The organism is Planctomycetaceae bacterium (assembly GCA_041398785.1).
Classification (GTDB): Bacteria; Planctomycetota; Planctomycetia; order Planctomycetales; family Planctomycetaceae; genus JAWKUA01.
In genome coordinates this window covers 1-26,418 of sequence record JAWKUA010000035.1, presented here as the reverse complement: position 1 = coordinate 26,418, position 26,418 = coordinate 1, and the positions used below count along the sequence as shown (strand labels likewise).

Genomic DNA, 26,418 nt, shown 5'->3' with positions numbered 1-26,418 from the left:
TATTTCCTGTGAGTGGTGTCTCGCGGTTCGCCACCGGGCGGCCTGATGGTTGGCGGAGCTAAAGCCGCTGCCGGTCGGTTCAAGCAGAAAATCGGGACCCCCTGAAGGTCTCCCCCAATTTTCCGCTGGAGCCGAACGCGGTCGCAGGCGACCGCTCCGGCGGCCGCGGCTTTGTGTGCTCGCCGTCAGGCCGCTGTGGTGGCGACCGGCAAACCAACAACAGAAAGGACTCTTTATGTCAAACAACACAGCCAATGGCTCATCCAAAAAACCGTCACTGTATGCCTACAGCGTGCGGGACGCCGGCAACGGCAAGGGCTTCTGGACCCGCATCGGAGCGGCCTGGACCAACAAAGACGGCGGCTTCAACCTGCAGCTCGACTGCATCCCGCTTGATGGCCGCATTGTCTGCCAGCCTCCCAAGGCCGAAGACGACAGTGCTCCGGGCGACTCCGCTCAGTAGCCGCTCAACCCGCGGGGCGGGCCGGATGACGGCTCGTCCCGCACAGCACCATTGCCACCGGGTCACCCCCGCAGCTTTTTTCCCTGGCCATCCGGGGGATTGTGTTTTAAGTGGAGGTTTGAATGACGAAAGGAGTCGTACGATGAGACGCAATGTATCTGTGACGGTGCAGTTGAAGATGGACCTGGCGGTTGATCTCGGAAAGGCGGAGTTCCCGCGGACTCTGGAATGGCTGCTGCGGAGTGGTCTGGGAGGTCTGCTCAATGCTTCGCCGGACAGTGTGGCCCTGATTGCGGCGGATGATCCGCTGGGCGAATTGACGAAGGCTCCGGATCTGACGCCGGTGCTGGAACCTCGCGGTGAGATCGCTGTCATCTGGGCGGCCGACGATGTCCGGCGGCTGCGGCCGGAGCTCAGCCGCGACCAGGCGATTCAGGTGCTGCGGTTCTGCGAGCAACACCACAACCCGGACGACGGCATCAACTGGCACTGCCTCGATCTGGTTGCCGAGCAGTTGTTCGGCCGGTCTGCCGAAGGGGTCATCCCGTGACGGATCTCGACAGCATTCTCGACGATCTGTTCCACGGCGTGGCGTTCAAAGCCTTCGTCGAAGAAGCCCTGCTGACCGGCGGACCTCCCTGCCCCGAACGCACCCGCCAGCGTGCCTATCGCTACTACGAAGACGAACTCGCACGGCGAAATGCCGAGCCTCGCGGTGCGGAATGCTCTTGGTGACGAACGTTACGGATAGGACGCCGGTTCGGCACCGTGTTCCAGCACGTCGATGAGACCGGTGTAGACGTAGAGCCGTTCCTTGCCGCGGCCGCTGGTGTCGGTGACGATTCCCAGGCTTTTCAGATTCAGCAGCGCCCGCCGTGCCGCGGGAGTGCTGACGCTCAGCACTTCCGCAGCATGCTTCGCCGTGAGCACGGCCCGGTGACGCAGCAGTTCGTGAACGGACGTGGCCGTGATTCCCGCGCGTTTCAGCGTGGTGATTCTGTCGCGGTCGGCGGCAAACAGTTCCGAGATCTTCCGGGACGTCGCCACGACCTGGTCGGCCGTGTGGGCCACGCCGTGCAGGAAGAATTCCAGCCAGCCTTCCCAGTCGCCGGCCTGCCGCACGGCATTCAGCCGGCGGTAGTACTCATCGCGGTTATTGCGGAAGAACAGGCTCAGGTACAGCCACGGCTGCTTCAGGTCGCCGGTCAGCATCAGAAAGAACGGAATCAGCAGCCGTCCGATTCTTCCGTTGCCATCCAGAAACGGGTGAATGGTTTCGAACTGAACGTGGATCAGGCCCGCCTCGATCAGCGACGCATAGGGTCGCGCGTCCAGGTGCAGATACTTCTCGAACTGATCCAGGCACTCGATCAGACGTTCCGGAGGCGGCGGCACGAAGTGAGCGTTTCCGGGACGCGTGCCGCCGATCCAGTTCTGCGACGTGCGGAACTCGCCGGGATGCTGATGACTGCCGCGGCCCCGCGACAGCAGCTCGGCATGCATCTCCCGAATCAGGCGCAGCGACAGCGGGAAGCCGTCCCGCATCCGGCTCAGCCCGTGGTCCACCGCCGCCACGTAACACGATACCTCGACGACATCGTCGACCGGCACCTTCGGGACTTCGTCACTTTCAAACAGCAGCAGGTCCGACAGCGACGACTGCGTGCCCTCAATCTGCGACGACAGCACCGCTTCCTTGCGAACGTAGTAGTACAACAGCAGGCTGCTGTCCGGCAGAATGTCGGCGACGCCGTCAAGCCGTCCCAGAGCGGCGGATGCCCGAGCCAGCCGCTGCGCCAGGGGCACCAGATTAAGCGGCGGATTCGGCGGCAGCGGCGGCGGCAGAAATGCGTGAAACGTCTCGCCTCCGGCCGTGCGTTTGAGATAAGTGCCGATTCTCGTGTTGGTGTCCATGCGTGTTCTTCTGAGTTGTAATCAGGGACATTTAAGACACCATTCGTTCTTTGCAAAGCGTAAATGCAACACAAAGGTGCGAAACACGGAGTATTAGGAGCACTTGGAGCTGCAAACGTTCTTTGCGTGCATCACAGGGAAACTGGCGTCAGACACCGCTCCTGAACAGAATCCAGCAGACTCTCGGCCAGATCCGGCAGTCCCGCGTCTCGAAGGACTACCCGGAAAACTGCCCAGAAAACTGCCCAGAAAACTGCCCAGAAAACGGCGGATCGGATTCTCGAACTGCTGAGGGCAGATTGTGCGGATCGGGCCCGCCAAAGGCGGGCGATGGCAGGTGCAGGACTGATCCGGCGTAGCAGGTGCCGGTCATCGTGAAGCGTCACTGACGCCGACCGTTGATGGCGGCGATAGGCCGTTCACGGCGATTCGTCGTCGTCCCGCAGGAAGCCGATGCGGCGTTTCTTCTGATCGGGCGTCGGCGGGGCGATCAGTTGTCGGATCAGTTCAAACACCTGCCGGAACTGCCCTTCGTAGCGGCTTTCGAGTTCGTCCAGTCGCCTCACCAGATCCGCGTGCGACGCGATCATCTCGCGGAGGCGGACGAAGGTCCGCATGATCTCCACATTGACGTCGATGGCTCTCTCGCTTCGCAGCACGCTGGACAGCATCGCGACACCCTGCTCGGTGAATGCATACGGAGGACGACGCAGTCCCATTTTCGCCCCCGGATTGGAGATCACAATTTGTGATCTCCATTCTGCAAACTCTTCGCTCGACAACTGAAACATGAAGTCGTCGGGAAAGCGGCGCACGTTACGCTTCACGGCCTGCACGAGAGTTCGCGTTTCGACGCCGTACAGCTCGGCCAGGTCGGCGTCCAGCAGCACCTTGTGGCCGCGAATCAACAGGATCGATCGTTCGATCCGTTCCGCGGGGATCAGCAGTTTCGAAGGTGTCTTCTTCTTCGCCATCGTGGCCGGACACTACCGCGAACAGGCCGGTTGGGCAACAGATCACGGCGGCCCGCTGACAGCGAATCTGCGGCTGCTGTCGATGATGGGTGCTATGCGCCGATGCTACCAATGCGGCAGATCTCCGTTTCGTCGCAGTTGATTCGCAGTTCCTTCCAATGGCTGCACCGATGCGTGGTGACGTTTGCGGCTGTCGCGGGGTCCGTCCCGCTCGACGGCTGATCTGAGTTCCCGACGTCGCATTCCTGCCGTCCGTTGAGTTTCCCGGCCAATCATGATGCGGCGGTGGTCGGTTGTTTTGGCGGGCAGGGCCGGGGCGTGCCAGGGGACCTGTCACTGGCCTCCGGCTGAGTCCTGCCTGTCGCCGCCACGCCCTCGCGCCGCCGCCCGTGCTCCCGAACGGGGTTTTCGTGCTCTCAGCCCCGGGCGAAGAGCCACTCAAACCCCTTTTTCAACAGGAGCACTCTCAATGGCCAGTCAACCCAACCAGCCGGTCGCCGAATTTCGCATGGGACTCGTCAAAGCCGTCGTGTGGCGGAACGAGACCTCCGCCGGGCCCAGGCACAACGTCACGTTCGCCCGGCTGTATCAGCAGGAAGGTCACTGGAACGAAACCGCCAGCTTCGGCCGCGATGACCTGCCGCTCGTGCAGCGAGTCGCCGAGCAGGCCCACTCGTTCATCTTTGACCAGAAGCCGGTACCCCGCGGCGAACAGCCGGCCACCGGCAACTGATCCTTCCCACAACCTGCACCGGCCGGGTGGAACCGGTCGGTGCCGCTTTCCGAAAGGCCATCACGATGGACCCCACCACGACCTATCGCAACCTTCTGACCGCCTTCGACAGTGACGATCACGACACGGCTCTCGAACTCGCCGAAGCACTCGCTGAGTGGCTGGAACGCGGCGGCTTCTGGCCCGAACGCTGCAGCCGCACCGTCGTCCGGGCGTGCCTGGAGAAGATTCTCGGCCGGCCGCTGAACGTTGCTTCGGCGGCGCTGCCGCTGTTCGAACTCGGCAGCACGGTCATCACTCCGGCGGCTCTCGACAGACTGCCGGCGGCCGAAGTGCAGTCGGCCCTCGCACGGCACGTCACTGGCGACTGGGGCGATCTCGACGACGACGACCTGGCTGCCAACGCCGCTGCAATCGCCGACGGTTCGCGGATCTTCTCGGTGTACCACGCCAGCGACGGCACGAAGTTTTACGTGATCACCGAAGCCGACCGGTCCTCAACCTGCGTCCTGCTGCCCGAAGACTACTGACGCCGGCTCGGTCGGTGCCGGCTCATCCTCGGCCGGCACCGCCTGCGGCCGTTCACTTCGTGGTGGACAGCCGCACGGTTTTCGTGCTATCGCGGGAGCATGAAACGTGATCCCATCACCGACGCCGACCTGCTCGAAGCCGCCCGCGAAGTCCGAAGCATTCTGGAAGCCGGCTTCGCTTCGCTCGGAGCCAGCCTGCTGAACGTCAACAAGCAGCACCGCGAGGACTTCGCCGAAGTCGCCGACGCGGTCCGCACGCTGTCCGATCAGGTCGAAGTCCTCCGCATGGCCATCGACGATGTCCGCTCCGACATCCAGTGGAGCCTCCACAACGACCGACCGCTGCGAATCCTGCCGACAATGCTCGAAGATCAGACGGGCCATTCACCGGCTTCCGAAACCGTCAATTCGCGAACGCCCACCGCCGATCGAACGCCGCCCGTCGCCGATGCAACGCAGGCCGAAACTCCACCGTTCACGTCCCGCCTGAACGCTGGCGACACCGATCCCAATCCCGCTCCCAGAGGCCGGCTGTTCTGACGCTGCCGCAGCGTCCATTCTTCGCACGATTCCCAGCGCCGAATCCATAGCGCCGAAAAGCGCCGAACCAATGCGCCGACGACACCGGCCGGAAGTCAGTCAGTCGCCTGACTCAGTTCATAGTTTCTTACAGACGTCTTCCCTTATGCCTGCATAAGGACTGTTTGACGGTCAAACGGCCTGCCAACAGGCTCGCTGACCGGCTGAATTGTCTACATGTCAACGTGCTGACGTGCCAACATGCTGACATGTCAACAGGCTGATCTGCCGGCCTGTTTTTCTGCTGACCGATATGCTGTCCAACTTGCCGACACATTGGCCGGCCAACGAGTCGGCGAACCTTCAAGACTGCCTGCCAGCAGACTCGATGACCTGCCAATACGATGGCTGCACTTTCTGCTTGCCAGCCTGCTGAATTGGTGATAGGCCGTTGGCTCATGACCATCATCGCAGTCACCAACAGCAAAGGCGGAGTCGGCAAGTCCACCGTGGCCGTGCATCTGGCGGCGTGGCTGCACGAACAGGGCCACCGCGTGATTCTGGCCGATTGCGACACGCAGCACAGTTCGTCCGAATGGCTGAAGGAAGCCTGTCCCGAGATCCGCACGGTCATCCTGCACGACCCGGATCAGATTCTCAACGAACTGCCGCTTCTGAATCAGGAAGCGGATTTCGTCATCGCCGACGGTCCCGGCAGCCAGACCGAAACCAGCCGGGCTCTGCTGCTGCGAGCCGACTTCGGCATCGTTCCCTGCAAGGCGTCGATGCTGGAAGTGCGTGCTCTGGCCAAAGCCACCGCCGTGCTCCGGCAGGCGCAGGACATTCGCAGCGGCCAGCCCGCAGCCGTTGTGGTGCTCAGCATGGTCGGCAAGAAATACCGGCTGACGCAGGACATGATCGACGCGGCGTCGGCGCTCGGCCTGCCGATGGCCAAAACGCCGATGGTCCTGCGGCAGATCTACGCCGACGCTCCCGGCCAGGGAGCCGTCGTCTGGCAGCTCGGTTCACGGGCCAAGGAAGCCTCGACCGAAGTGAAACGGCTGTTCTCGGAAATCCTGCCCGCATCCCGGGCCGGTCAGCAAACCACGAAACGCAACTCCCGGAGGTCGTCATGAAGGAACGCCGCTCTTTGATTGAAGGTCTGAAGGAAACCCCGCCGGTCGAAGACACCGAACGAGCGTTCGTCTACGGCGACAGGCCCGCAGCCCGGCCGATCGAAGCTTCTCCGGAAGCCCATGCCGACAAGCACACACCGGCAGAGACCAAGCCGCCGTCCGCTTCCAAAGTCCTCCCGCAGATGACCGGCCGAGTCCCCGTCACCGCCCGCTGCCGGACGGACATCGCCTCCAACCTCAAGCGGGCTTCCCTGGAACGCCAGCTCGCCGGAGTCGAACCGTACTACACGCAGGACATCATCGAGCAGGCCCTCGAACACTGGCTCACCGAACACGGCTACCTGGCCAACGAATAGGCCCATTCGCCGCCTGCGTTTTCCATCTCTGATCGTCATAGACTCGCCCCGCGAGTCGGAGCACCGCTCCGCGTGATCTGTGACGATCGGAATCTCGCCCATGACCCCTCCGCCACGGGACACCGGGGAGAAACAGATCCCACTTCCATTCCATCCCATTTCCAAAAAACACCACCACAACGGCCGCCCACTCCGTGCCCTCCGTGTCTCCGTGGTCACCTTTCCCGCGCGCGCCCGCGTTTGATGTTGTTTCTTCTTGTTTGTATTTGTTTATTCTGTTTAGGGGCCGAATTGGCCCTGGAAGATCAACAGCTTGCCGGCCGTTTTCTCCCCCGGTTCCCGGTATTTCCTCCCTCGGTTCCCGGTAAGTTCTCCCCCAAGTCCCGGTACAGTCTCCCTCCGTTCCCGGTAGTCTCTCCCCCGAGTCCCGGCAGTCCTCCCTCGGTTCCCGGCACCCGTCACTTTTTGCTTGCCAATTTGCAGTTTCGCTGGCAGTGGTCGATGGATGACCTGCGAATCCACACTGCGAGCCCGCATTCTGCCGTTCCCGATCGATTCCACGAATTCCCGGGACGAACTGAACCTGTGCGAATTCCCGCTGGCCCTGCTGTCCGACCGCCGCTCGGCCGGCAGGCTCGAACTGTGTTTCACCGATTCCCTGTGGGACGAAGCCGCCGGCCAGCAGATCCGGCGTTCGCTGAGAATCTCTGCACCGCCGAGCTATGGCCTGCCGACCGCCAAGGACGAAGAAGTCCTGTTGGCCCTGATCCACTACACGGACCTGGTCAATCAGTTCTCGTCGCCGACCGTGCCGTTCACACGTTATGAACTCATCAGGCTGCTCGGCTGGGACGACGGAGGCAAAAGCTACCAGCGGCTGCGGGAATCGATGGCCCGCTGGAAAAGCATCACGCTGGACTACCGCAACGCGTGGCGAGACCACCGCGCGAAGTGCTGGGTTTCGGAAGTCTTCTCGCTGATCGACAACGTCACACTCTATGACGCCGCCGAACAACAAAAACGCGGGCCTCCGTCGCAGTTTGATCTGCCGCTGTCCAGCTTTACATGGAATCGCATCTTCTTCGATTCGATGCAGGCCAAATACTTCAAACGCCTGGACTTCACGTTCTATCAGCAGCTCAGGACCTCAACGACCAAACGCCTGTTCCGGTTTCTGGACAAACGCTTCGGCAGCGGCCGCAGTCACTGGGAATTCGATCTGCACGAATTCGCCTTTGAACACATCGGCCTGTCCCGCAACTACGACACCGGCAAGATCAAGGAAAAGCTGTCGCTGGCCATTGCCGAACTCGAAGCCTGCCATTTTCTGCAGCCGCTTCCCCGCGAAGAACGCTACACGAAACGCGGCAATCAATGGCGAGTGACGTTTGCCAAAGGCACCGGCAAACCTCCGCTGACAATGGAACTCCGGCCCTGCCTGGACCTCCAGCCCTGCGAAGTCACCCAACTGCTGCTCAACCGCAACATCAGCCCAAAAACCGCCGCAAAACTCGTGGCCACCTTCGACGAGCACCACATCCGCCGCCAGCTCGACATCTTCGACTGGATCCTCAACCACCATCCGGACTCACTGAAAAACCCCGCTGGCTTCTTCACCGAATCCATCCGCTCCGGCTTCAGCCCGCCTCCGGGCTACCAGACCCCGGAACAGCGGGAACAGGCCAAAGAACGTCGGAGCCGGTTGAAGTCCACACAGGCCGATCGAGAGCAGGAATCAGCACAGGAGAAGCTGGCACTGCTGCGGGAACGCGAACACATCGCCGCCATTCGACAATCACTGACCGCAGACAGGCTGGCCACACTGGAACACCAGGCCATGACCGCGGCCGACGTCGCCCAGCAGAAAGCCCTGAACACGCCGGCCCTGCGTGATTTTCAGCTGCGACTCATGGTCGACGCGATGCTGCTGAAGCAGTTTCCGCTCGCCATGAGCAGCGACTCCGGCAATTCGCGAGTCCGTCCCATGGCCACCGCCCCGCAATCGCGCCGGCCAACCACGCCTCATTCACATTCTCGTCGCCGCTGAACTGTCAACTGACAATTTCCGCTACCAACCCAGCCAATGAATGCGACTTCGTGCTGTACAGGCACATTCAAGACGATAATTGCGACATCCCGGTCCGCGTCCGCCGTGACGAAATGCAAGACGCAAGTGTTGATTTGTGGCCGGCATCGGACGCGGAGGATTCAGGCGACGAGGTCGGCCAACATCCTTGGCTGCAGGAGCGATTGTTCGTGCTCATGTCCCGAAATCCGCCCTCCACACTACTGACGACAGGATGATGGGTCCGTGTTTGCGGCCGTAGCCCCCACCGCACTCCTATGGTATCGTGGCATTTCGGTGGCCCCTCGTTTCCCGCGCGCTGAATACTTCGAATGCTTCCCGAACAACTTGCCCGTCAAAACATCGACAATCAGTTGCTGCAATGCGGCTGGCTGGTGCAGAACCGTGATGACATGAACATCATGGCCGGTGTGGGAGTGGCCGTTCGTGAATTCCCGCTCAAGACTGGGTTCGCCGACTATTTGCTGTACGTTGACGGCAAAGCAGCGGGCGTGATCGAAGCCAAGCCGGAAGGGCACAGCCTGACGGGAGTTGAAATCCAGTCGGCCAAATACACCAGCGGCCTGCCGAAGACGGTGCCTCACTATAGCCTGCCGCTTCCTTCGCCTGGGAATCCACGGGCAAAGACACGCGTGGATCACCAACACGCTGGAACCCAACGCTCGCAGCCGCGAAGTATTTAGCTTTCATCGACCCGAAGATTGCTGCGACTTGTCCGCCAGGAAAGCCAGCTCCGGCGAAAACCTTCGGGACATGCCCGAACTGGATACCACCGGACTGTGGGACGTCCAGGTTCGAGCCATCACCAATCTGGAAAAGTCACTGTCAGACAACCTGGACATCTTCTGGCTGCGTGACGAAACCCTGGAAGAATCCGACAACCTGCCCGACCCCGAAATCCTCGCCCAGGAAATCGTCGACGACCTGCAAACCGCCCTAGAACAATTCGCGAGTATCGCAAGCGAGGTTAACGGCAGTTCCGCGACAATTTGTTTTCCCAAGGCTACCGATGTCTAATTGCGGCCGAACGACTGCCCTCTCGCCCTTCCGCAACAATTGCCAAGCTGCAATGCCAGTCTGTCTACTTCGCCAGTGCGTTCTCTTGATTGTGGTTGAACCAAAGCCGAACGTGTTCGCTGACTCTCAGCAACTGGGCATCGGCTATGCGTTGTCGATAGACGCCGGCCATCGACTGGTCGATGTGGCCCATGATGTGGTCGACGGTGATCTGGTCACCCGTCTCCGCCGCGACGGTCTCAAATGTCCGTCGCAGTGAGTAGAATCCCAGTCCTGGTCGCTTCACGCCCCAGCGTTCTAGCATTTTGGAAAACGCACCGCTGATCCCGTCGGAAAACTTGCCGGGACTCGTCTCACGAATGTACCGATTTCGGTATGTGGTAAGAAACACCAGTTCGGAATCACCAGAGTCGACCGGAAGACGCCGATGAAGAAGTGAGTCACGCAACGCAGCGATTGTCTCCGGCCACAATGGACAGCGACGATCGATCCCGGTTTTCTGTCGGCCGTAATCGATCCAGCCACCGGCTAGATCGATAACGTTTCGAGGCAGGTTCGCGATGTCGCTGTTGCCGAACGCGCAGTTCGCTCCCAGAAGAATCATTGCGTCCCACGGACGCCGGGCCTGTGCCACCATCGACCGCAGTTCAGCCGCTTCGAACATCAATTCGCCGTGAGCGTTCCGCTTCTCCTGCCGCAGACGGCGCAGAACCTTCACTCCCGGTTGTTTAAAATTGCCGCCGAAATTCGGTAGATGATCGACGAGTTCTTCTTCGGCCGCGAACCTAAACAGAGTCTTTGTTTGCCTGATCTCGCGACCTGCCATCCGTGGTCCCCACGTTGACGGGAACGACTGTCGAAACGCTGAAAAGTTTGACGGTTTCAGTGTCGCTGCGACGGTTTCTTTTCCGAAGAACCCGATGACGCGTTCGCAGGTCTTCATGTAGTCGGCGAACGTTCTCGGCGACAGTTCGCCGGAGTCAACCTTCTGTCGCTGAACGGTGAGGAAGTGATTGCAGACATCGCGGACGGTGTGTCCACCGGGTGTACTACTCCCGGTCAGCAGCCGTGGGTTCTCACCAGCCTGAATGTGATCTCGCTCAGCCAGAAATTGCTTGAGCGCAGTGTCCGGATCGTCCCACGAACCGAAGTACCAGGTCTTTCCCCGGATTTTCTTCGCCCACTGGCCGCTGCCGTGTGGAAAAAGCGGGAAATCACGATAAGGTTTCGCCGGCTTTGATCTGGGCATCGAAATATCCCTCGCGTCGTCAGAAATCTCAGACAGCGGGTGTAGTGCGGGTGTAGTGCGGGTGTAGTGCGGGTGTAGCACCATTATTTCGATGCGTTGACGAAAGTCAATATTCCAGTAAAAATCAAGGCAAGAGGGCGTAGCTCAGTTGGTAGAGCAACGGACTTTTAATCCGTAGGTCCAGGGTTCGAGTCCCTGCGCCCTCACTTTTTTTGGACTGGCGGCGGATAGTGAATTCATTGTGCGGGATCGGTCGTTTGCGGGGTGGCAGGCGATTTCCTGGTGGCGATCGCAAGTGGGCGACTGGTCGTGTTCGGTGAGGCGCGTGGCGGAACTGGTGGAACTGACGGCTCAGGGTCGGGGCTGAGGGCCGTGGTGTTCGGCGGCCATCGTCAGTTCTGTGGAATTGTGTCGGTGGAAGCAGCCTGTTCCAGGATTTCCATTTCCTTGTGTTCGTGCGTGTTGAGAGCGTCCAGGATTTCGTTGAGATCCTGACACGCTCGCTGCCAGCTTTCGAATGGAGGGGGCGATTCCTGCAGGCGGCAGATCAGTGCGTCGAGGGCCGTCAGCAGGCGTGAATGCTCAATCCGCAGGTCATCGGCGTCATCGCTGAGATGCGGAAGCAGGGCAATGGCTTCCGCCAGGAACCCGCGCACTTCCTCGTGAGCGAAGTGTTCGCAGAGTTCGGCGTAGAGCGGCTTCATCCGGTCGCCCATTTCTCCGAAGTGCGGAATGCCCAATTCGCTGACTTCGTCAATCCACGATCGCAAATCGGTGATCCCCGATTTCAGATGCGAGTGTTCCTGCGCGAATCGCCGCAGGTCGCGCTGCATTGCGGTTTCGGTCATGCTCTCAAATCCGTGGCAAACGATCGGTCATGGGAAATGAATCAACGATCCGGCGGCGACGGTTTCCACTGCCGACGATCGCCGTCAGTGCAATCATCACCAATCAGGCAGGCCGTTCGCCTGGACGAAACCCGGCCGGGTGATTCCGTACTGAAGGACTCCGCAATCATTGTACCAGCGCATGCGGTCGGACAATGTGGATTGCTTACCACACTTCCGAAACAATCGATCAGCGGACCTTAATCCGCGGCGCTGTCGCCTGACTTGCTGATGTCCGCGACTGTGCCGTGCGAAGGACGTTTTGGGCGCAGCGTTCGATTTCCCCGGCGCGCCGAATCGCGTGTCGAGTGTGCCAGCTCGCACATGCGCTGCGAGCACCTGGAGAGGCGTGAATTGCGTGCCGTGGCGACATCAGGCGCTGAATGCAGGGCTGTGACGTTCTTTTGAATTGTCGGCGGCATACGAATTGCGTCTGGTGGGAAGTGCTTCGTATTTCAGGAGACCAGCCATGACTCAATCCGTCGACTCTCCCCGCGCCAGTGACTTCATGAAGACACATGTGAAGACCGTTTCGCCGGATATGCCGCTGGACAAGCTGATCCCATTCCTGCTGGATCATCGGGTTTCCAACGCACCCGTGATCGAAACTGCGGGCGGGCGAAAGAAGCTTGTGGGATTCATTTCCGAGCGGGATTGTCTGGCGGTGCTGTCGGACGAGAGCTTTTTCGGGAGTCCGTCGCCTCCACAGACTGCTCGAACAATCATGCGACGGCACCCTGTGTGCGTGACGGCGGATACGGAACTGTTCACGCTGGCATCAATTTTCGTAAATCACGGGTTCCGACACCTGCCCGTGACGGATGGCGATACTCTGCTGGGAATTGTCAGTCGTCGCGACGTCCTGCGAGCGATGAACGACTACTATGACCATTCGCTTGACGAAAAGCACCGTCGTCGGTTTCCTCCCGACCTTTCGCAACTGATTTACCATCGCTTTCTGGTTGCCGATTAGTGAGTGCCGTGTTCCCATCGCCGGCGGGTTCCATAATGCCGGAAGCCGGGGCGTTGTCGGCAGGATTGGAAGCAAACGGATGCCGGTGTTTCCGGTGGCCGTCCGGTTGTTCGATGCCGATCTGCAAATCGACGGCCGGTGGTCGTGAGGTTCAGTGGTTTCGCCGATATGAAGAAGCCCGCTGTGAGCGATCAAGTTGAAATCGCATGTTCCGGTTGCCTTGCCGTGAACCGGATTCCCGCCGCGCGGCAACAGGATGAGCCAGTGTGCGGACGATGCCGGAAATCGCTGCTGCCGGGAGTACCCGTCGAACTCGACGACAGCTCGTTTCGAAAATTCGTGAGCCGGACGCAGGTTCCGGTGCTGGTGGATTTCTGGGCTCCGTGGTGCGGACCGTGCCGAATGATGGCGCCCGCGTTCGAGCAGGCGGCCGCGAAACTTGCGTCGGAGGCAATTCTGGGAAAGTTGAACACCGGGGACTCACCGCGCACGGCAGAGTTGTTCCGAATCAGCGCCATTCCCACGCTGATCTGTTTTCAGAACGGACGGGAAGTTGCGCGGCAATCGGGTGCCCTGACCGCTCAGCAGATAGTTCAGTGGGTCCGATCGCTCACGTAGCGCGGGCGCTGCGTGTCTGCGGCCGGCATGTCATCGGGTGTCTGACGCGCGGTCGACGTTTTCCGAAGAGACGCGTGCAGTGCCAGTTGTACGTTGGCTGTCCCGGAATGCCTGGCGAAAGCGCGATGACGGTATTTCGGACGATCGCGTTTTTTTCCAAACGGCCGCTGAACCGCGAAGACGCCTTGAGTTCCCGGAACTCCACAACAAACGCGGGCCGCTTGCGCCTTCGCAGTCGTGCGATGCCGCGCGCCGTGCCGTTTTCGCACGGCGACGCGTTCCGGTCCGAGCGACGCCGGACACGTTTTACGGACGGCGACGGGTCGGTACGGCGTGAAACCGCAGTGCGGCCAACTAACGGCCGAGGCTGCTTCAGTCTGCCTGCCGCCAGCGGCGTCCGGGAATGCAGCGGAACGGCAATTGCAAACCGGTTCAGCATCAGCCATCGGTCACAAGCCTGACCGGAAGTTTTTTGGGTACATCGAACCAGAAGGAACCTCCAAATGTCAGCGACTTCAACGGCAACCGATCTTGTTCGATGGTTCGATCAGATTGGCATTGATGATGTGCCGTCCGTCGGGGGAAAGAATGCGTCCCTGGGAGAAATGTATCGCGAACTGACCGGCGAAGGCGTCAAAGTTCCCAACGGATTTGCCACAACAGCGGATGCCTATCGTCGGTTTCTTCACGAAACGGGACTGGAGGAAAAGATCCCGCAGATTCTGGCGGATCTGGATACCAGCGATATCGAGAATCTTCGTCAGCGAGGCAGCCAGGTTCGACATGCGATTCTGGAAAGCGAGATGCCCGCCAACCTGCGCACAGCCATCGTCGACGCCTACAACGAATTGTGCCGGGAACGCGGAGACATCGCGGATGTTGCCGTCCGCAGCAGTGCCACAGCGGAGGATCTTCCGGACGCCAGCTTTGCCGGTCAGCAGGAAACGTACCTGAATGTTCGCGGGCCGAATCAACTGCTGGACTGCTGCCGGAGGTGTTTCGCGTCACTGTTTACCGACCGGGCGATTTCGTATCGCGAAGACAAGGGCTTCGATCACTTCCGGATTGCTTTGTCCATCGGCGTTCAGTTGATGGTCCGATCGGACCTCGGCACGTCCGGTGTGATGTTTTCGATCGATACCGAAAGCGGCTTTCGTGACGCCGTCCTGATCAACGCCGCGTACGGTCTGGGAGAAAACGTCGTTCAGGGTTCCGTCAATCCCGACGAATACTACGTTTTCAAACCGACGCTGCGGGAAGGCTTCCGCCCGATTCTGAAGAAGTCGATCGGCAGCAAGGAATTCAAGCTGGTTTACGACGTCGGCGGCGGGCGAATGACAAAGAACGTTCCCGTGCCGCCGGAGGATCGTGCCGCATTTGCACTCGCTGACGACGAGATTCTGACGCTTGCCAGATGGGCCTGCATCATTGAGGACCACTATTCCGCGAGACGCGGTCAGCCGTGCCCGATGGATATGGAATGGGCCAGAGACGGCCGAACGGGCGAACTGTTCATCGTCCAGGCTCGCCCGGAAACCGTGCAGTCGCAGAAGGTTCGGGACAGTCTGGAATCGTTCCGGCTGACGGCTGCGGGGAATCCGATCGTGCGAGGCCGTGCGGTCGGCGAACGAATCGGGCAGGGACCGGTCCACGTCATTACGAACGCCAGCCAGTTGGGAGACTTCCGCGCAGGCGAAGTGCTGGTGACCGACAAGACGGATCCCGACTGGGAACCGATCATGAAAATCGCCGCGGCAATCGTCACCAACCGCGGCGGTCGCACCTGTCACGCGGCCATTGTCAGCCGGGAGCTGGGTCTGCCGGCGATCGTCGGCACGATCCAGGGCACGGAACTGCTTCGCAACGGTCAGCAGGTGACCGTGTCGTGTGCCGAAGGCGATACGGGCGTGGTCTACGAAGGGCTGTTGCCGTTTGAAGTCGAAACAACAAGTCTGAAGGATCTGTCCCGTCCGAAGACAAAGGTGATGATGAACGCCGCGAATCCGGAAGAAGCCTTCGGGCTGTCGCAGATTCCGAATGACGGAGTCGGGCTGGCTCGCATGGAGTTCATCATCAACAACCACATCAGAATTCATCCGATGGCGCTGCTGCGTTTCGATCGGGTGACGGATCCGGAAGCTCGCCGTGAGATTGCCAGACTGACGGCCGGCTATGTCGACCGGTCTCAGTTTTTTGTCGATGAGCTTGCTCAGGGAGTCGGCATGATCGCGGCTGCGTTCTATCCGAAGGACGTGGTCGTTCGCATGAGTGACTTCAAGTCGAACGAATATGCCAATCTGATCGGCGGGCGGGAATTCGAACCGACCGAAGAGAATCCCATGATCGGATTTCGCGGTGCTTCCCGGTACTACGATGAACGTTACCGCGAAGCGTTCGGACTGGAGTGCCTGGCGATGAAGAAGGTCCGCGAGGACATGGGGCTGACGAACGTCAGACTGATGATTCCCTTCTGTCGCACGGTCGAAGAAGGACGCAAAGTGCAGCAGGTCATGGCGGACTACGATCTGGTCCGCGGGCAGAACGGTCTGGAGATTTACGTCATGTGCGAAATCCCCAGCAACGTGATTGCCGCGGAAGCGTTCGCCGAAATCTTCGACGGCTTTTCGATCGGGTCAAACGATCTGACGCAGTTGACTCTGGGCGTCGACCGCGATTCCGAAATCGTGGCTCACATTTTCAACGAACGCGATGCAGCCGTGATGAGCGCCGTTCGCTCGGCGATCGCATCCGCAAAGAAGACCGGCCGCAAGATCGGCATCTGCGGCCAGGCTCCCAGTGACTACCCCGAGTTCGCTCAGTTCCTGGTCGAACAGGGCATCGACAGCATCTCGCTGAACCCCGACGCCGTCATGAAGACAACCGTGAAGATTCTGGAAATCGAACGGAAGCTGGCGTGAGTTGCCGGTCAGCGATTTCGGCGCGAGCGGAAAGCAGCCGCGGTCGCAGCGTTACTGCTGCTTTGCTGACTGCAGCCACTGTCGAAATTCGCCGACAAGCGATGTTTCGTCGATCTGCATCCGGCGCTGTAATGCGCTGCGGAGTTTTTCCAGCGGAATTCCCGGCAGCGCTTCGCTTTCGTTGCGTTCGACATAACCGCCGTCGACCAGGCGGTGGACCGTCAGCGTTTCATCGTGCCAACGCCAGACTTCGGGAACTCCCAGCCGTCCGTAAATCGGCATCTTGTGAATCGCCGCTGATCGATGTTCAACCTCGATCGCCAGATCCGGCGGCGGAGCCGTATTGAGATCAACGCTTTCAATCCCTCGGACATCCTGCTCGTGCTGAATGTAGTAACTCTGGTCACTTTCCAGCCCACCCTTGCTTTCCCCGCTGCGCAGCGTCATGGAACCTGCCGGCCGAACCGGAATTCTCCGGGCAACACGCCATTCCGTAATGAAATCATGGATCAGGAGTGCCACCAATTCGTGAAAACTGCTCAGCGTCATGATTTCCAGGAGTCCATCGTCGAAGGTCATGCGCAGACCGCGATTGTCCGGATTGTCGCGGAGCGTCACGTAATCGGTCCAGCCGGCCGACAGCATTACGGCGCTTTCCGCGGCAGACACGCATTCCGGCGGCGCGGTGTCTTCAGCGACAGCTGATGATGAAGTTGTGGGCAATGTGTCGGTTGACATATCGTTCTCCGATTCGGCGCAGGACAGCTCTGCTGTCCATATTCTATGCCGGTGTCGACCTGGAGTCGACGCCGTGTATGCGCTGCCGCGTCACTCGCGTCACTCGCGTGACTTCGTCTCCGTTTGCGGGCAGGGCTCCCGGAACGAATCAGCGAATCAGGCTTCGCCCTTGCCGCCGTACAGCAGCCAGTAGACCGTTGGGATCACGATCAGCGTGAACAGCGTCGACGTCAGGATTCCGAAAATGATGGCCCAGGCCAGGCCGGAGAAGATCGGGTCCAGTGTGATGACCCAGTTGCCCAGCAGCGTCGTTCCGGCCGTCAGCAGAATCGGCCGCGTACGGATGGCGACACTTTGAATGACGGCTTCGCGCAGAGCCATGCCATCGGCCTGAGCGTGCTGGATAAAATCGATCAGAACCACTGAGTTCCGGACCACAATTCCCGCAAGGCCGATCATGCCGATCATGGCGGTCGCCGTAAAGAACACGGGATTCGCGTAGCCGCCGATCGGGCGGTCCACGATCACGTTCAACAGCCAGAATCCGGGAAGGATGCCGATTAAGGTCAGCGGGATGGCCAGCATGATGATCATCGGCAGTGCTCGCGATCCGGTCTGGAACATCAGGATCACGAAGATTCCCATCAGCGCTGCGGCGAACGCCAGGCCGAGGTCTCGGAAGACATCCAGCGTGATTTTCCATTCGCCTTCACCGGCCCATTCGACGCTGAATTCGGCGGGAATGCTCCACGGATCACCGCCGCCGGGATTCAGCCACGTCCGTTCGCCGACCGGTCGCGGGGTGGCGCCGTTGCCGCCGATCGGAACGTCGCTTTCGACTCGGTCGAATTCCATATCCAGAATTGCGTCCGCGGGAGAACGTCCCGCGACTTCGCCGTAGACGTAGGCGACTCGCTTCAGGTTCTTGTGATAGATCGTCTGGTCTTCGCGGCCTTCAACAAACCTGCCGACGGCACCCAACTGCACCATTTCGCCGCTGCGGCCCTGCACGTACATCTCTTCCAGATCATCAATCGCGGAACGCTGGTCGCGCGGCAGGCGCAGTTCCACAGGCAGCGGATCCACTTCACTGGGTGCGTGCAGAATGGTGGCTGTTTCGCCGTCCAGCGCGAGTTTCAGAGTTCGGCTGATGTCGGCCGTCGAAATTCCGGACAGCGCTGCCTTTGGTTTGTCGGTTTCAAAGACCCAGCGAACCTGTTCGGCTTCAGCAACGCTGTCGACATCGACGATTCCCGGTTCGCGGGCCAGGCGAGCTTCGACTCGCCGAGCCGCGTGAACAAGCTGACCATAGGTCGCGTCGTCCGGACCGTACACTTCTCCGGTTACGGTGGCGATCACCGGCGGACCGGGCGGAACTTCCACCAGCTTGATATTGGCGTTTAGCGAACGGCTGAGTGCGTCCAGGTCGGAACGAATTCGCAGGACCAGTTCATGAGACTGCTGCTGCCGCTGTTCCTTCGGCAGCAGGTTCAGTCGGATGTCCGCGGTATTCGGCGACTGCCGCAGGAAGTAATGACGCACCATTCCATTGAAGTCCATCGCCGATGCCGTGCCGACATAGACTTCGAAGTCGTGAACTTCGTTGATGCCGGCCAGGTATCGGCCGACTTCCAGAGCCACGGAATTCGTCCGGTCCAGAGTCGTTCCTTCCGGCATATCGATCACGATCTGCAGTTCATTCTTGTTGTCATACGGCAGCATCTTCAGCGGCACCAGCCGGAACATTGGCAGCAGCATCGCCGCCAGCAGCAGCACAACAACGCCGGCCAGCACCAGCAGGCTCAGCCAGCGACGATCGAGAATCGGTCCCAGCAGCATTCGAAAGAAGCGGTACAGAGGCATCCGCGTGATGTCGTACGCGTCGCCGTGTTCCGCGGACGATTCGTCCAGCGTGCGCAGCGAAACCATGGCCATCCACGGCGTCATCAGAAACGCCACAAACGTCGAGACAACCACCGTCAGCGGCACATTCAGAGCCATCGGGCCCATGTACGGGCCCATCATTCCGGTGATAAACGCCAATGGCAGAAAGCTGGCGATGATGGCCAGAGTGGAAAGGATCAATGCCGGACGAACTTCCTGCACGGCTCGCAGAGTCGCTTCGCGCGGCGGCAACACTTTCATCGCAAAATAGCGGGCGATGTTTTCGACGTCGGTGATGGGATCGTCAACGAGCAGTCCCAGCGCCAGAATCAGAGCGAACATCGTGACTCGGTTGATTGTGTACCCCGCCATCAGGTTGATGAACAGAGTCAGGCTGTAGCACACGGGAATCGCCAGCGCGATGACCAGGGCAGGCCGCCAGCCCAGAGTCAGCCCGATCAGTCCGATGACCGTCAGCACTGCGATCACCAGGCCTTCGACCAGTTCGTTGACCTTGTGGTTGGCGGTTTCGCCGTAGTCGCGAGTAATCACCCACGACACGCCGTCCGGCAGATGGGTGCGAGCGAGTTCTTCCATGCGAGCATGAACGTCCTCGGCCACACGGACGGCGTTTGTGCCTTTCTGTTTCGCGACGGCCACATGAACCGCCGGCAGGACGTCGCTTCGGGACTTCGACGCCGAATCGCTCGCCGGGCCGTATCCGATCCACGAATAGCTTTCCACTTCCGCGGGGCCGTCGATGATTGTGGCGATGTCGCCAAGGTACACCGGGCGGCCTCCCGCGACGTTCACAACCAGATCCTGCAGCTCGGTCGCATCCTTCAGAAACGTGCCGGCTTCGACAATACAGTCCTGGTTCTGCTGTTCGAAGCTTCCGGCTCGCAGGTTAACGTTGCTGGCCTGCAGCGCCGCGGCCACCTGCAGCGGCGACGTCTGTCGCGACGCCAGCCGGATCGCGTCCAGTTCGACACGAATGCGCCGCGGACGTCCGCCGATCACCGCCACTCGATTCGTGTTCGGGATGGATTCCAGTTCCACCTGAATCTGCTCAGCCAGTCGCCGCAGTTCGTGGTCGGAATATTCATTCGGCCGATCAGATTTCAGCGTCACATTGACGATCGGCACGTCGTCGATTTCAATCGGCTTAATGACCCAACTGGCGACACCCGGCGGAATCTGGTCCGTGTTCGAATTGATCTTGTTGTACAGTTTGACCAGCGAATCCTCGCGGTCTTCGCCGACATAAAACCGGACGGTGACAACCGACTGCCCCGGTCGTGACATCGAATACACGTACTCAACGCCATCAATCTGAAACAGCAGCTTTTCCAGACGAGACGTGACTTTGTGTTCGACTTCGGTTGCCGAAAGGCCGGGAGCATTCACGAACAGATCGGCGATCGGAACAACGATCTGCGGTTCTTCCTCGCGCGGCGTCAGGTACAGCGAAGCGGCACCGAGGATCAGCGACACCAGTGTCAGCAGAATTGCAACGTCGCCGCGCAGAAAGACTTCGACGACGCGAGTCAGAAAGGGCGTCTGCTGTGGATTCGGGGTTGAAGCGTCACTCATCGTGCGCTCCGCCATTCGAATCGTGTGTGTGATCGGAACTGCCGGAATGCACGATGACGTTTTCTCCGGCTTCCAGGCCGCTCAGCACTTCGATCTTGCCCGGCAGGCCTTCGCGGCCCGTCTTGATGAAGCGGCGTTCCAGCGTATCGTCGCTGCGCACAACGTCGACGAAATCAAGCTGCCCGATCGACTGAATCGCGGTGGTCGGAAGGCACAGATGCCGCCGTTCGCCCGCCGGAATCAGCAGTCGGCCGAACATGCCTTCGAACAGTTCTCCCGACTGAGGCACGTCGACCTTGACCAGAAACGACCGACTGGATGCTTCGGCCTGGGGAACTCGCTGAGCCACCGTGCCGGCGAGTTCGCGGTTCAGGGCATCGATGCCGACGGTCACCTTGTCACCGATCTTCAGCTTCAGCGCCAGATGTTCCATCACGGGAACTTCCAGCCGCAGCGTGTTGGGGTCGTACATCGTCAGCAGTGGCTGTCCGGGAGTCGCCATGTCACCCGGTTCGGCCAGGCGATCCACGACGCGCCCGGCTTTTGGAGCGGCAATAACCGTGTAGGACAGCATCGCCGTGGCTTCAGCAACCGACTGTTCGGATCGGCGAAGGTCCGCTTCCGCGACCTTAAAACGAGCGAACGCTTCGTCGTACACAGCCTTGCTGGTGGCGTCTTTTTCGTACAGCGTCTTGATGCGATCAAATGCCGACTGCGCTTCCGTGGCGCTGGCCGTCGCCGCCTGGACCGCTTCGGTGGCCTGGTTCAGACGGGCTCGAAGTTCGCCTTCTTCCAGTTCGACAAGTACCTGCCCCGCTTCGACTTCTTCGTCGGCCTGAACACTGATATCTCGGATCCTGGCCAGCACTTTGGGTGAAATCACCGTGCGGTCCGCAGCCCGCAGAGTTCCCAGCGCTTCTTCGACGTACTCCTTCAGCACTTCGCCAACGGCGGCGACCGGCTGATCGGGAGCACGCCTGCGAACGGCGACTTCCTGTTCTCCCGGCGCGACTTTGTCCACAAACGCGCCCGACATCCACGCGATGATGCCGACCAGCACGGCCAGACCCAATACCAGCGGAAGACCGCGGGTGATGGCGAGCGTCAAGAGATGCGTAATTCTGGATGTCTTCGTTGCCATGTCGTATCCGCTGGCGATTGCCGTTTGTCTCGATGGCCGCGCTGCGAATCACGTGCCGCGTCAGTTCGATCCGTGATTCGCACGCAATGACGTGCGATATTGCGCAGCACGAGGATTGTGTGACATCGCGACACGCTCGAACAGGACAGTAGCTCGCCGGACCGTCACGATTCTCGGAAATCGCTTTCTCGATCCACCGTTTGAACTGCAGAACTCGCAGTGCCAGGAACTGCCGAACGAAACTCGCGATCACGCTTCCGCCACGTTCCCGGAAAGCGCTGCCTTGTTGATGTGAGTCGGAAAGTAGTCAACCGTCGAGGCAGCGACCACAGCGGGCCACACCTCGTCGCAGAACGAACATCGCGCCGCGGCTGAAAATCGCCGACAGCGACCGTTCGCCAATGTGACGCACGATCGAAGCAGCGCATTACAGCGAAATCCCGGCGGCTCCAGGCCATCCGTTATGAGAAGATGCCGTACCCGCACCTTCTGCCGATTGCGAAAATTCGGCACCGTCCGGCCGGGATCGTTTTGAAGAACGAGTGCCGTAACTCGCTCCAACGTCCGGCAACCGATCGCGGGGCAATTCACGGTAATCGGGACGGCAATTGCAGTATCGATTCGCAGCGCCAACGTCAAATGCGACCGTAGAATCTGAGTCTCGCCGACGAAACACCACCCGCGGAGGAAACCTGTGTTTGAAATCGTTGAGGCTGCCTGGCTGGCGGAGAACGTTCGCAACCTTCACGTACTTGCTCCGCGGGTTGCGAAGAAGCAGCAGCCGGGGCAGTTTGTGATTGTGCGGGTGCATGAACACGGGGAACGCATTCCGCTGACAATTGCGGGCAGTGATCCGGAACGCGGGACGATTCGGCTGATTGTGCAGGGTGTCGGCAAGACGACTCGGCTGCTGAATTCGCTGGACGCCGGTCAGTTCATTCTGGACGTCGTCGGTCCGCTGGGAAAGCCGTCTGAGATCCGAAAATACGGCACGGTCGTGGTGGTTGCCGGCGGAGTCGGTGCGGCGATTGCCATGCCGACGGCGAAGGCTCTGAAACAGGCCGGCAATCACGTGCAGGCGATTCTCGGCGCGCGGAACAAAGACCTGGTCATTCTGGAAGACGAATTGCGCGACGCGGCGCACGAATTGTTTGTGATGACCGATGACGGCAGTTACGGTCAGCAGGGACTTGTCACGGACAAGCTGCAGGAACTGATCGGCACTGTGACAGAGATGCCGGAGAGGGGCAGCCCCCTTTTCTCAAAGTCCCTCAAACGAAAGCATCGATCTGGTGCTGGCGATCGGTCCGATTCCAATGATGCGGGGCGTGGCCGAAGTGACTCGGGCGGCCAAGATTCCGACGATCGTCAGTCTGAATTCCATCATGGTGGACGGAACGGGCATGTGCGGCGGATGTCGTGTGATCGTCGGCGGAGAATCTCGTTTCGCGTGTGTTGACGGTCCCGAATTCGACGGCATCAGGTGGACTTTGACGTACTGGCTCAGCGAAACGCCATGTACCGCGACACCGAGCGACAGGCGCTGCAGCAGTTTGAAGAACATCCGCAGCAGGACTTGTGTGAAGTCGATCACGTGTGTCGGCTGGCGAAAGCTCATCCGGAACTCGCCGTTCATCAGAACCCCACGGGACGCGAATCATGACGAATCCGTTATCTCCGAAAGATCGAATCCGGCTGCCTCGTCAGGAAATGCCCGTCGAACCGGCCGACGAACGCCGTCACGATTTCCACGAAGGTGAATCTCGGCCTGTCCGTGATTCAGGCCAAATCCGAGGCGGCGCGGTGTCTGGAATGCAATCATCCGAAATGTGTCGAAGGCTGTCCGGTCGGCGTGAAGGTGAAGGAGTTCGTTCACCTGATTTACGAAGGCGACTACGCAGCGGCCGCGGCGAAGATTCGCGAAGACAACGTTCTGCCCGGAATCACCGGCCGCGTGTGTCCTCAGGAAGACCAGTGCGAAGGCGCTGCATCATCGGCAAACGCTTCGCACCGCTGGGGATCGGTTATCTGGAACGTTTCGTGGCCGACTACGAACAACAGCACGGCGGCGCGGTGTTGCCGCAGAAAGCTCCGTCCACGGGCAAACGCGTGGCCATCATCGGCAGCGGTCCGGCCGGACTGAGCGCCGCGGGTGATCTGGTGCTTAAGGGACACGACGCCACCATCTTTGAAGCGCTGCACGAACCGGGCGGCGTGCTGATCTACGGCATTCCCGAATTCCGGCTTCCCAAGGCCATTGTTCGGCAGGAAATTGAAAACCTGCGGACACTGGGCGTGAAGTTTGAAACCAACGTCGTGATCGGCAAGACGATTACCGTCGACGAACTGCTGGGCGAAGAAGGATTCGATGCCGTGTTCATCGCCACCGGTGCCGGCCTGCCGAAGTTTCTGGGGATTCCCGGTGAGTACCTGGCGGGAGTGTATTCCGCCAACGAGTTTCTGACGCGCGTCAACCTGATGCATGCGAACGAACATCCGGTTTACGACGAACCGGTGTACGACTGTCGTGGTCGAGTCGTCGCGGTCGTCGGCGGCGGCAACACGGCAATGGACGCCGTCCGCACAGCTCTGCGTCTGGGAGCCTCCGCGCGATGCTGCTGTATCGCCGGACCAAAGCAGAAATGCCGGCGCGTGCGGAAGAAGTTCGTCATGCGGAAGAAGAGGGCGTCGAGTTTGTTGAGCTGACGGCCCCGACTTCGTTCGTTGGTGACGATTCCGGGCGACTGACTGCGGCGGAATGCCGGCGAATGCAGTTGGGAGAACCGGATGCCTCCGGTCGCCGCTCGCCGGTGCCGATAGCCGGATCGGAATTTCGCATCCCGATCGACATGGCCGTTATTGCTCTGGGAACCGGAGCCAACCCGCTGGTTCAGTCGTCGACGGAAGACCTCAAAACGAACTCCCGAGGTTACATCGTCGCCGACGAGAAGACTCTGGCGACATCAAAACCGGGCGTCTTTGCCGGCGGCGACATCGTCACCGGCGGAGCCACCGTAATTCTGGCCATGGGAGCCGGCCGCAAAGCCGCCGCGTCGATTCATGAGTATTTGACGGGTGTTGCCGCGTCGAACGACAGTGGCAGCACGAAGTAAGGCGAATGGTCAACTTGCTGCTACCGCGGATGACCATTTCACCCTCCCGCGCAGTGGGAGGGTCGATGGCGAAATCGGCGTTCAGCCGATTCGACTCGGGGAGGGCTGTTCGCAGGGGACGCGACTTGCGACGTCACTCGCCGTTCCCGGCCCTCCCCTTGTCGATCCGCTGAACACGGATCAACGTCGACCCTCCCCGGCTTCGCCAGGAGGGTGATGAATCCTGCTCCATGTGCGATGGTTTCTTCACAATGGCCACTCGGCTAACTACTGCGGGCGGTTCACCACCAGCACCTTCGCGCCGCGGACGTTTCGGTGTTTCAGGTCCGTCAATGCGCGATTGGCGTCTTCCAGCGAATACGTTTCGACTCGCGGCTGCATCGGAATCTCCGCGGCGATCGGCAGGAATCCGCGAATGTCATGTTGAGTGATGTTGGCCACTGTTTTGATTTCGCGTTCCATCCACAGGTGATCGTGGTAGCTGAGCCCAAGCAGCGCGTCCCTGTCGGCGTCTTCTTTTCGAATCGCGTTGATGACCAGCCGGCCGCCGGGTTTCAGGCTGGCCATGGCTTCGACGATCGGTTTCCAGGCCGGCGTCGTGTCGATGATGGCATGCAGCGATCGAGGCGGCCGGTCTTCGGTGTGCCCGGCCCAGACGGCTCCCAGTTCCAGCGCAAACGCGCGCGACTGTGCGTCTCTGGCAAACACATACACGTCGGAGCGGGGATACAGGTGCCTTGTCAGTTGCAGCACCAGATGAGCCGAACCGCCGAATCCCGTCAGGCCCAGTCGTTCGCCGTCGGCCAGTTTCGTCAGCCGCAAAGCGCGGTAACCGATGGCTCCTGCACACAGCAGCGGAGCGGCCTGTTCGTCGGTAAACGCATCCGGAATTGGGTAGGCATAGTCTTCGGGAATCGTCATGTAATCGGCATAGCCGCCGTTCACGTCGCGTCCCGTTGCCCGGAAGTCCGCCGCCAGGTTTTCGTCTTCGCTTCCCGTTGAGGAATAAATCCAGCCGACGCCAACTCGATCGCCGACCGCATGCTTCGACGCCCCGGGGCCATTACGTTCGACGAGACCGACGACTTCGTGACCGGGAACCACAGGGAATCGCGGCGGAGGCGTGCGGCCCTCAATTTCGTCCAGCTCCGTGTGACAGACTCCGCAGGTCAGAACCCGAATGAGGATTTCGCCGAAACCGGGTTCGGGCTGCGCCAGATCGACGAGTTCCAGCGGCCGATCGCACTCACCCAGCGAAACAACGCGAGGAAGAATCATCGCCTTCATCGTCGCAACTCCGTCTGATCGTGACCGCCGAATGACTGCGGAGGTCTACGTGGTCGGCCACAGAAGATTTTCGGCTCATCCGGAAAATGGGGGGCGTAGATTGAACAGCGTTTCAGGCCCGGCGGGCCGACACAACCTCAGCCGGTGGCGTGAGCCACCGGTCAGATGCCGAATTCCTGTCCAAAGCCCCGGAGGGGCGATACAGCTTTCGCCGCAGCGGATGTGTCGGCCCTTCAGGCCTGCGGACGCGGAGACACCAGCTTCCGGAGCCTGGCGGCTCCGGCTGACG

At 60.4% G+C, this 26,418-nt stretch carries 26 protein-coding genes and 1 tRNA gene; 19 read left to right on the top strand and 8 right to left on the bottom strand.

The annotated features are described in order from the left end of the window. Window positions 1-235 precede the first annotated feature (235 nt). The 3 genes from R3C19_25380 to R3C19_25370 all read left to right on the top strand — a co-directional run bounded on the left by R3C19_25380 (window position 236) and on the right by R3C19_25370 (window position 1,198). Entirely contained in the window at window positions 236-463 is a 228-nt protein-coding gene (locus R3C19_25380; GenBank protein MEZ6063695.1) for a hypothetical protein, read from the top strand. A 142-nt stretch (window positions 464-605) separates the two neighbouring features. After that, on the top strand, window positions 606-1,013 hold the full coding sequence (locus R3C19_25375) for a hypothetical protein (protein MEZ6063694.1): 408 nt from the start codon (window positions 606-608) through the stop codon (window positions 1,011-1,013). Next, complete coding sequence (locus R3C19_25370) at window positions 1,010-1,198, top strand: hypothetical protein (GenBank protein ID MEZ6063693.1); 189 nt, start codon at window positions 1,010-1,012, stop codon at window positions 1,196-1,198. Before R3C19_25375 ends, R3C19_25370 begins: the two co-directional genes overlap by 4 nt. A gap of 6 nt (window positions 1,199-1,204) precedes the next feature. On the opposite strand, the gene R3C19_25365 is transcribed toward R3C19_25370, so the two are convergent. Together R3C19_25365 and R3C19_25360 are read right to left on the bottom strand one after the other, a co-directional pair. After that, window positions 1,205-2,377, bottom strand: coding sequence for a Fic family protein (locus tag R3C19_25365; GenBank protein MEZ6063692.1), 1,173 nt, complete (start codon window positions 2,375-2,377; stop codon window positions 1,205-1,207). Between the two features lie 419 nt (window positions 2,378-2,796). Further along, the gene (locus R3C19_25360; protein MEZ6063691.1) at window positions 2,797-3,351 is read right to left on the bottom strand and encodes an ORF6N domain-containing protein; all 555 of its coding nucleotides are present in this window, start codon (window positions 3,349-3,351) and stop codon (window positions 2,797-2,799) included. 469 nt (window positions 3,352-3,820) lie between these two features. Here R3C19_25360 and R3C19_25355 point away from each other — a divergent pair, with 469 nt between their 5' ends. The 8 genes from R3C19_25355 to R3C19_25320 all read left to right on the top strand — a co-directional run bounded on the left by R3C19_25355 (window position 3,821) and on the right by R3C19_25320 (window position 9,728). Continuing rightward, on the top strand, window positions 3,821-4,084 hold the full coding sequence (locus R3C19_25355; GenBank protein MEZ6063690.1) for a hypothetical protein: 264 nt from the start codon (window positions 3,821-3,823) through the stop codon (window positions 4,082-4,084). 65 nt (window positions 4,085-4,149) lie between these two features. Further along, window positions 4,150-4,614, top strand: a complete 465-nt coding sequence (locus R3C19_25350) for a hypothetical protein (protein MEZ6063689.1) — start codon at window positions 4,150-4,152, stop codon at window positions 4,612-4,614. A 99-nt stretch (window positions 4,615-4,713) separates the two neighbouring features. Further along, entirely contained in the window at window positions 4,714-5,154 is a 441-nt protein-coding gene (locus R3C19_25345) for a hypothetical protein (GenBank protein ID MEZ6063688.1), read from the top strand. Between the two features lie 437 nt (window positions 5,155-5,591). Continuing rightward, window positions 5,592-6,269, top strand: coding sequence for a ParA family protein (locus R3C19_25340; protein ID MEZ6063687.1), 678 nt, complete (start codon window positions 5,592-5,594; stop codon window positions 6,267-6,269). Then, a complete protein-coding gene (locus R3C19_25335) occupies window positions 6,266-6,625 on the top strand; it encodes a hypothetical protein (protein ID MEZ6063686.1) in 360 nt (119 codons plus the stop codon). The genes R3C19_25340 and R3C19_25335 overlap by 4 nt, the downstream gene beginning before the upstream one ends. A gap of 505 nt (window positions 6,626-7,130) precedes the next feature. Further along, window positions 7,131-8,672 (top strand): replication initiator protein A, encoded by a 1,542-nt coding sequence (locus R3C19_25330; protein ID MEZ6063685.1) that lies wholly within the window; start codon window positions 7,131-7,133, stop codon window positions 8,670-8,672. Window positions 8,673-9,022: 350 nt separating this feature from the next. Next, entirely contained in the window at window positions 9,023-9,394 is a 372-nt protein-coding gene (locus R3C19_25325; GenBank protein ID MEZ6063684.1) for a hypothetical protein, read from the top strand. 70 nt (window positions 9,395-9,464) lie between these two features. Continuing rightward, window positions 9,465-9,728 (top strand): hypothetical protein, encoded by a 264-nt coding sequence (locus R3C19_25320; protein MEZ6063683.1) that lies wholly within the window; start codon window positions 9,465-9,467, stop codon window positions 9,726-9,728. 64 nt (window positions 9,729-9,792) lie between these two features. Here the strand turns inward: R3C19_25320 and R3C19_25315 are convergent, their stop codons facing one another. Further along, a complete protein-coding gene (locus R3C19_25315) occupies window positions 9,793-10,977 on the bottom strand; it encodes a tyrosine-type recombinase/integrase (protein ID MEZ6063682.1) in 1,185 nt (394 codons plus the stop codon). Window positions 10,978-11,110: 133 nt separating this feature from the next. Between R3C19_25315 and R3C19_25310 the strand changes: the two genes are divergently transcribed. After that, window positions 11,111-11,183, top strand: a tRNA-Lys gene (locus R3C19_25310). A 186-nt stretch (window positions 11,184-11,369) separates the two neighbouring features. Here the strand turns inward: R3C19_25310 and R3C19_25305 are convergent. Beyond that, window positions 11,370-11,825, bottom strand: a complete 456-nt coding sequence (locus tag R3C19_25305) for a hemerythrin domain-containing protein (GenBank protein MEZ6063681.1) — start codon at window positions 11,823-11,825, stop codon at window positions 11,370-11,372. 508 nt (window positions 11,826-12,333) lie between these two features. Here R3C19_25305 and R3C19_25300 point away from each other — a divergent pair. From R3C19_25300 to ppsA, 3 genes are all read left to right on the top strand, one after another. Beyond that, window positions 12,334-12,837, top strand: coding sequence for a CBS domain-containing protein (locus tag R3C19_25300; GenBank protein MEZ6063680.1), 504 nt, complete (start codon window positions 12,334-12,336; stop codon window positions 12,835-12,837). Between the two features lie 183 nt (window positions 12,838-13,020). Then, window positions 13,021-13,455, top strand: a complete 435-nt coding sequence (gene trxA / locus R3C19_25295) for a thioredoxin (protein ID MEZ6063679.1) — start codon at window positions 13,021-13,023, stop codon at window positions 13,453-13,455. A 503-nt stretch (window positions 13,456-13,958) separates the two neighbouring features. Continuing rightward, window positions 13,959-16,373: a phosphoenolpyruvate synthase gene (gene ppsA, locus R3C19_25290; protein MEZ6063678.1), complete on the top strand. Its 2,415-nt coding sequence runs from the start codon at window positions 13,959-13,961 to the stop codon at window positions 16,371-16,373. Window positions 16,374-16,424: 51 nt separating this feature from the next. Here the strand turns inward: ppsA and R3C19_25285 are convergent, their stop codons facing one another. The 3 genes from R3C19_25285 to R3C19_25275 form a co-directional block, all read right to left on the bottom strand. Beyond that, entirely contained in the window at window positions 16,425-17,111 is a 687-nt protein-coding gene (locus tag R3C19_25285; GenBank protein ID MEZ6063677.1) for a Uma2 family endonuclease, read from the bottom strand. Window positions 17,112-17,267: 156 nt separating this feature from the next. Further along, window positions 17,268-20,588 carry an efflux RND transporter permease subunit gene (locus R3C19_25280; protein ID MEZ6063676.1) on the bottom strand — a complete coding sequence of 1,107 codons (3,321 nt, stop codon included), beginning with the start codon at window positions 20,586-20,588 and terminating at the stop codon, window positions 17,268-17,270. Next, window positions 20,581-21,729 carry an efflux RND transporter periplasmic adaptor subunit gene (locus tag R3C19_25275; protein MEZ6063675.1) on the bottom strand — a complete coding sequence of 383 codons (1,149 nt, stop codon included), beginning with the start codon at window positions 21,727-21,729 and terminating at the stop codon, window positions 20,581-20,583. The genes R3C19_25280 and R3C19_25275 overlap by 8 nt, the downstream gene beginning before the upstream one ends. A gap of 694 nt (window positions 21,730-22,423) precedes the next feature. Between R3C19_25275 and R3C19_25270 the strand changes: the two genes are divergently transcribed. From R3C19_25270 to R3C19_25255, 4 genes are all read left to right on the top strand, one after another. Next, the gene (locus tag R3C19_25270; GenBank protein MEZ6063674.1) at window positions 22,424-23,188 is read left to right on the top strand and encodes a sulfide/dihydroorotate dehydrogenase-like FAD/NAD-binding protein; all 765 of its coding nucleotides are present in this window, start codon (window positions 22,424-22,426) and stop codon (window positions 23,186-23,188) included. A 24-nt stretch (window positions 23,189-23,212) separates the two neighbouring features. Then, on the top strand, window positions 23,213-23,392 hold the full coding sequence (locus R3C19_25265) for a hypothetical protein (protein ID MEZ6063673.1): 180 nt from the start codon (window positions 23,213-23,215) through the stop codon (window positions 23,390-23,392). 311 nt (window positions 23,393-23,703) lie between these two features. After that, on the top strand, window positions 23,704-24,435 hold the full coding sequence (locus R3C19_25260) for an FAD-dependent oxidoreductase (GenBank protein ID MEZ6063672.1): 732 nt from the start codon (window positions 23,704-23,706) through the stop codon (window positions 24,433-24,435). Continuing rightward, window positions 24,372-24,842, top strand: a complete 471-nt coding sequence (locus tag R3C19_25255) for an FAD-dependent oxidoreductase (GenBank protein MEZ6063671.1) — start codon at window positions 24,372-24,374, stop codon at window positions 24,840-24,842. Before R3C19_25260 ends, R3C19_25255 begins: the two co-directional genes overlap by 64 nt. Window positions 24,843-25,109: 267 nt before the next feature. On the opposite strand, the gene R3C19_25250 is transcribed toward R3C19_25255, so the two are convergent. Continuing rightward, the gene (locus tag R3C19_25250; GenBank protein ID MEZ6063670.1) at window positions 25,110-26,129 is read right to left on the bottom strand and encodes a zinc-dependent alcohol dehydrogenase family protein; all 1,020 of its coding nucleotides are present in this window, start codon (window positions 26,127-26,129) and stop codon (window positions 25,110-25,112) included. Window positions 26,130-26,418 lie beyond the last annotated feature (289 nt).

Bases quoted from the DNA above. Each gene is read 5' to 3' on its own strand.
- R3C19_25380 (MEZ6063695.1), top strand. From the start codon at position 236: ATGTCAAACAACACAGCCAATGGCTCATCCAAAAAACCGTCACTGTAT.
- R3C19_25375 (MEZ6063694.1), top strand. From the start codon at position 606: ATGAGACGCAATGTATCTGTGACGGTGCAGTTGAAGATGGACCTGGCG.
- R3C19_25365 (MEZ6063692.1), bottom strand. From the start codon at position 2,377: ATGGACACCAACACGAGAATCGGCACTTATCTCAAACGCACGGCCGGA.
- R3C19_25360 (MEZ6063691.1), bottom strand. From the start codon at position 3,351: ATGGCGAAGAAGAAGACACCTTCGAAACTGCTGATCCCCGCGGAACGG.
- R3C19_25355 (MEZ6063690.1), top strand. From the start codon at position 3,821: ATGGCCAGTCAACCCAACCAGCCGGTCGCCGAATTTCGCATGGGACTC.
- R3C19_25350 (MEZ6063689.1), top strand. From the start codon at position 4,150: ATGGACCCCACCACGACCTATCGCAACCTTCTGACCGCCTTCGACAGT.
- R3C19_25345 (MEZ6063688.1), top strand. From the start codon at position 4,714: ATGAAACGTGATCCCATCACCGACGCCGACCTGCTCGAAGCCGCCCGC.
- R3C19_25340 (MEZ6063687.1), top strand. From the start codon at position 5,592: ATGACCATCATCGCAGTCACCAACAGCAAAGGCGGAGTCGGCAAGTCC.
- R3C19_25335 (MEZ6063686.1), top strand. From the start codon at position 6,266: ATGAAGGAACGCCGCTCTTTGATTGAAGGTCTGAAGGAAACCCCGCCG.
- R3C19_25330 (MEZ6063685.1), top strand. From the start codon at position 7,131: ATGACCTGCGAATCCACACTGCGAGCCCGCATTCTGCCGTTCCCGATC.
- R3C19_25325 (MEZ6063684.1), top strand. From the start codon at position 9,023: ATGCTTCCCGAACAACTTGCCCGTCAAAACATCGACAATCAGTTGCTG.
- R3C19_25320 (MEZ6063683.1), top strand. From the start codon at position 9,465: ATGCCCGAACTGGATACCACCGGACTGTGGGACGTCCAGGTTCGAGCC.
- R3C19_25315 (MEZ6063682.1), bottom strand. From the start codon at position 10,977: ATGCCCAGATCAAAGCCGGCGAAACCTTATCGTGATTTCCCGCTTTTT.
- R3C19_25305 (MEZ6063681.1), bottom strand. From the start codon at position 11,825: ATGACCGAAACCGCAATGCAGCGCGACCTGCGGCGATTCGCGCAGGAA.
- R3C19_25300 (MEZ6063680.1), top strand. From the start codon at position 12,334: ATGACTCAATCCGTCGACTCTCCCCGCGCCAGTGACTTCATGAAGACA.
- ppsA (MEZ6063678.1), top strand. From the start codon at position 13,959: ATGTCAGCGACTTCAACGGCAACCGATCTTGTTCGATGGTTCGATCAG.
- R3C19_25285 (MEZ6063677.1), bottom strand. From the start codon at position 17,111: ATGTCAACCGACACATTGCCCACAACTTCATCATCAGCTGTCGCTGAA.
- R3C19_25280 (MEZ6063676.1), bottom strand. From the start codon at position 20,588: ATGAGTGACGCTTCAACCCCGAATCCACAGCAGACGCCCTTTCTGACT.
- R3C19_25275 (MEZ6063675.1), bottom strand. From the start codon at position 21,729: ATGGCAACGAAGACATCCAGAATTACGCATCTCTTGACGCTCGCCATC.
- R3C19_25255 (MEZ6063671.1), top strand. From the start codon at position 24,372: ATGCCGGCGCGTGCGGAAGAAGTTCGTCATGCGGAAGAAGAGGGCGTC.
- R3C19_25250 (MEZ6063670.1), bottom strand. From the start codon at position 26,129: ATGAAGGCGATGATTCTTCCTCGCGTTGTTTCGCTGGGTGAGTGCGAT.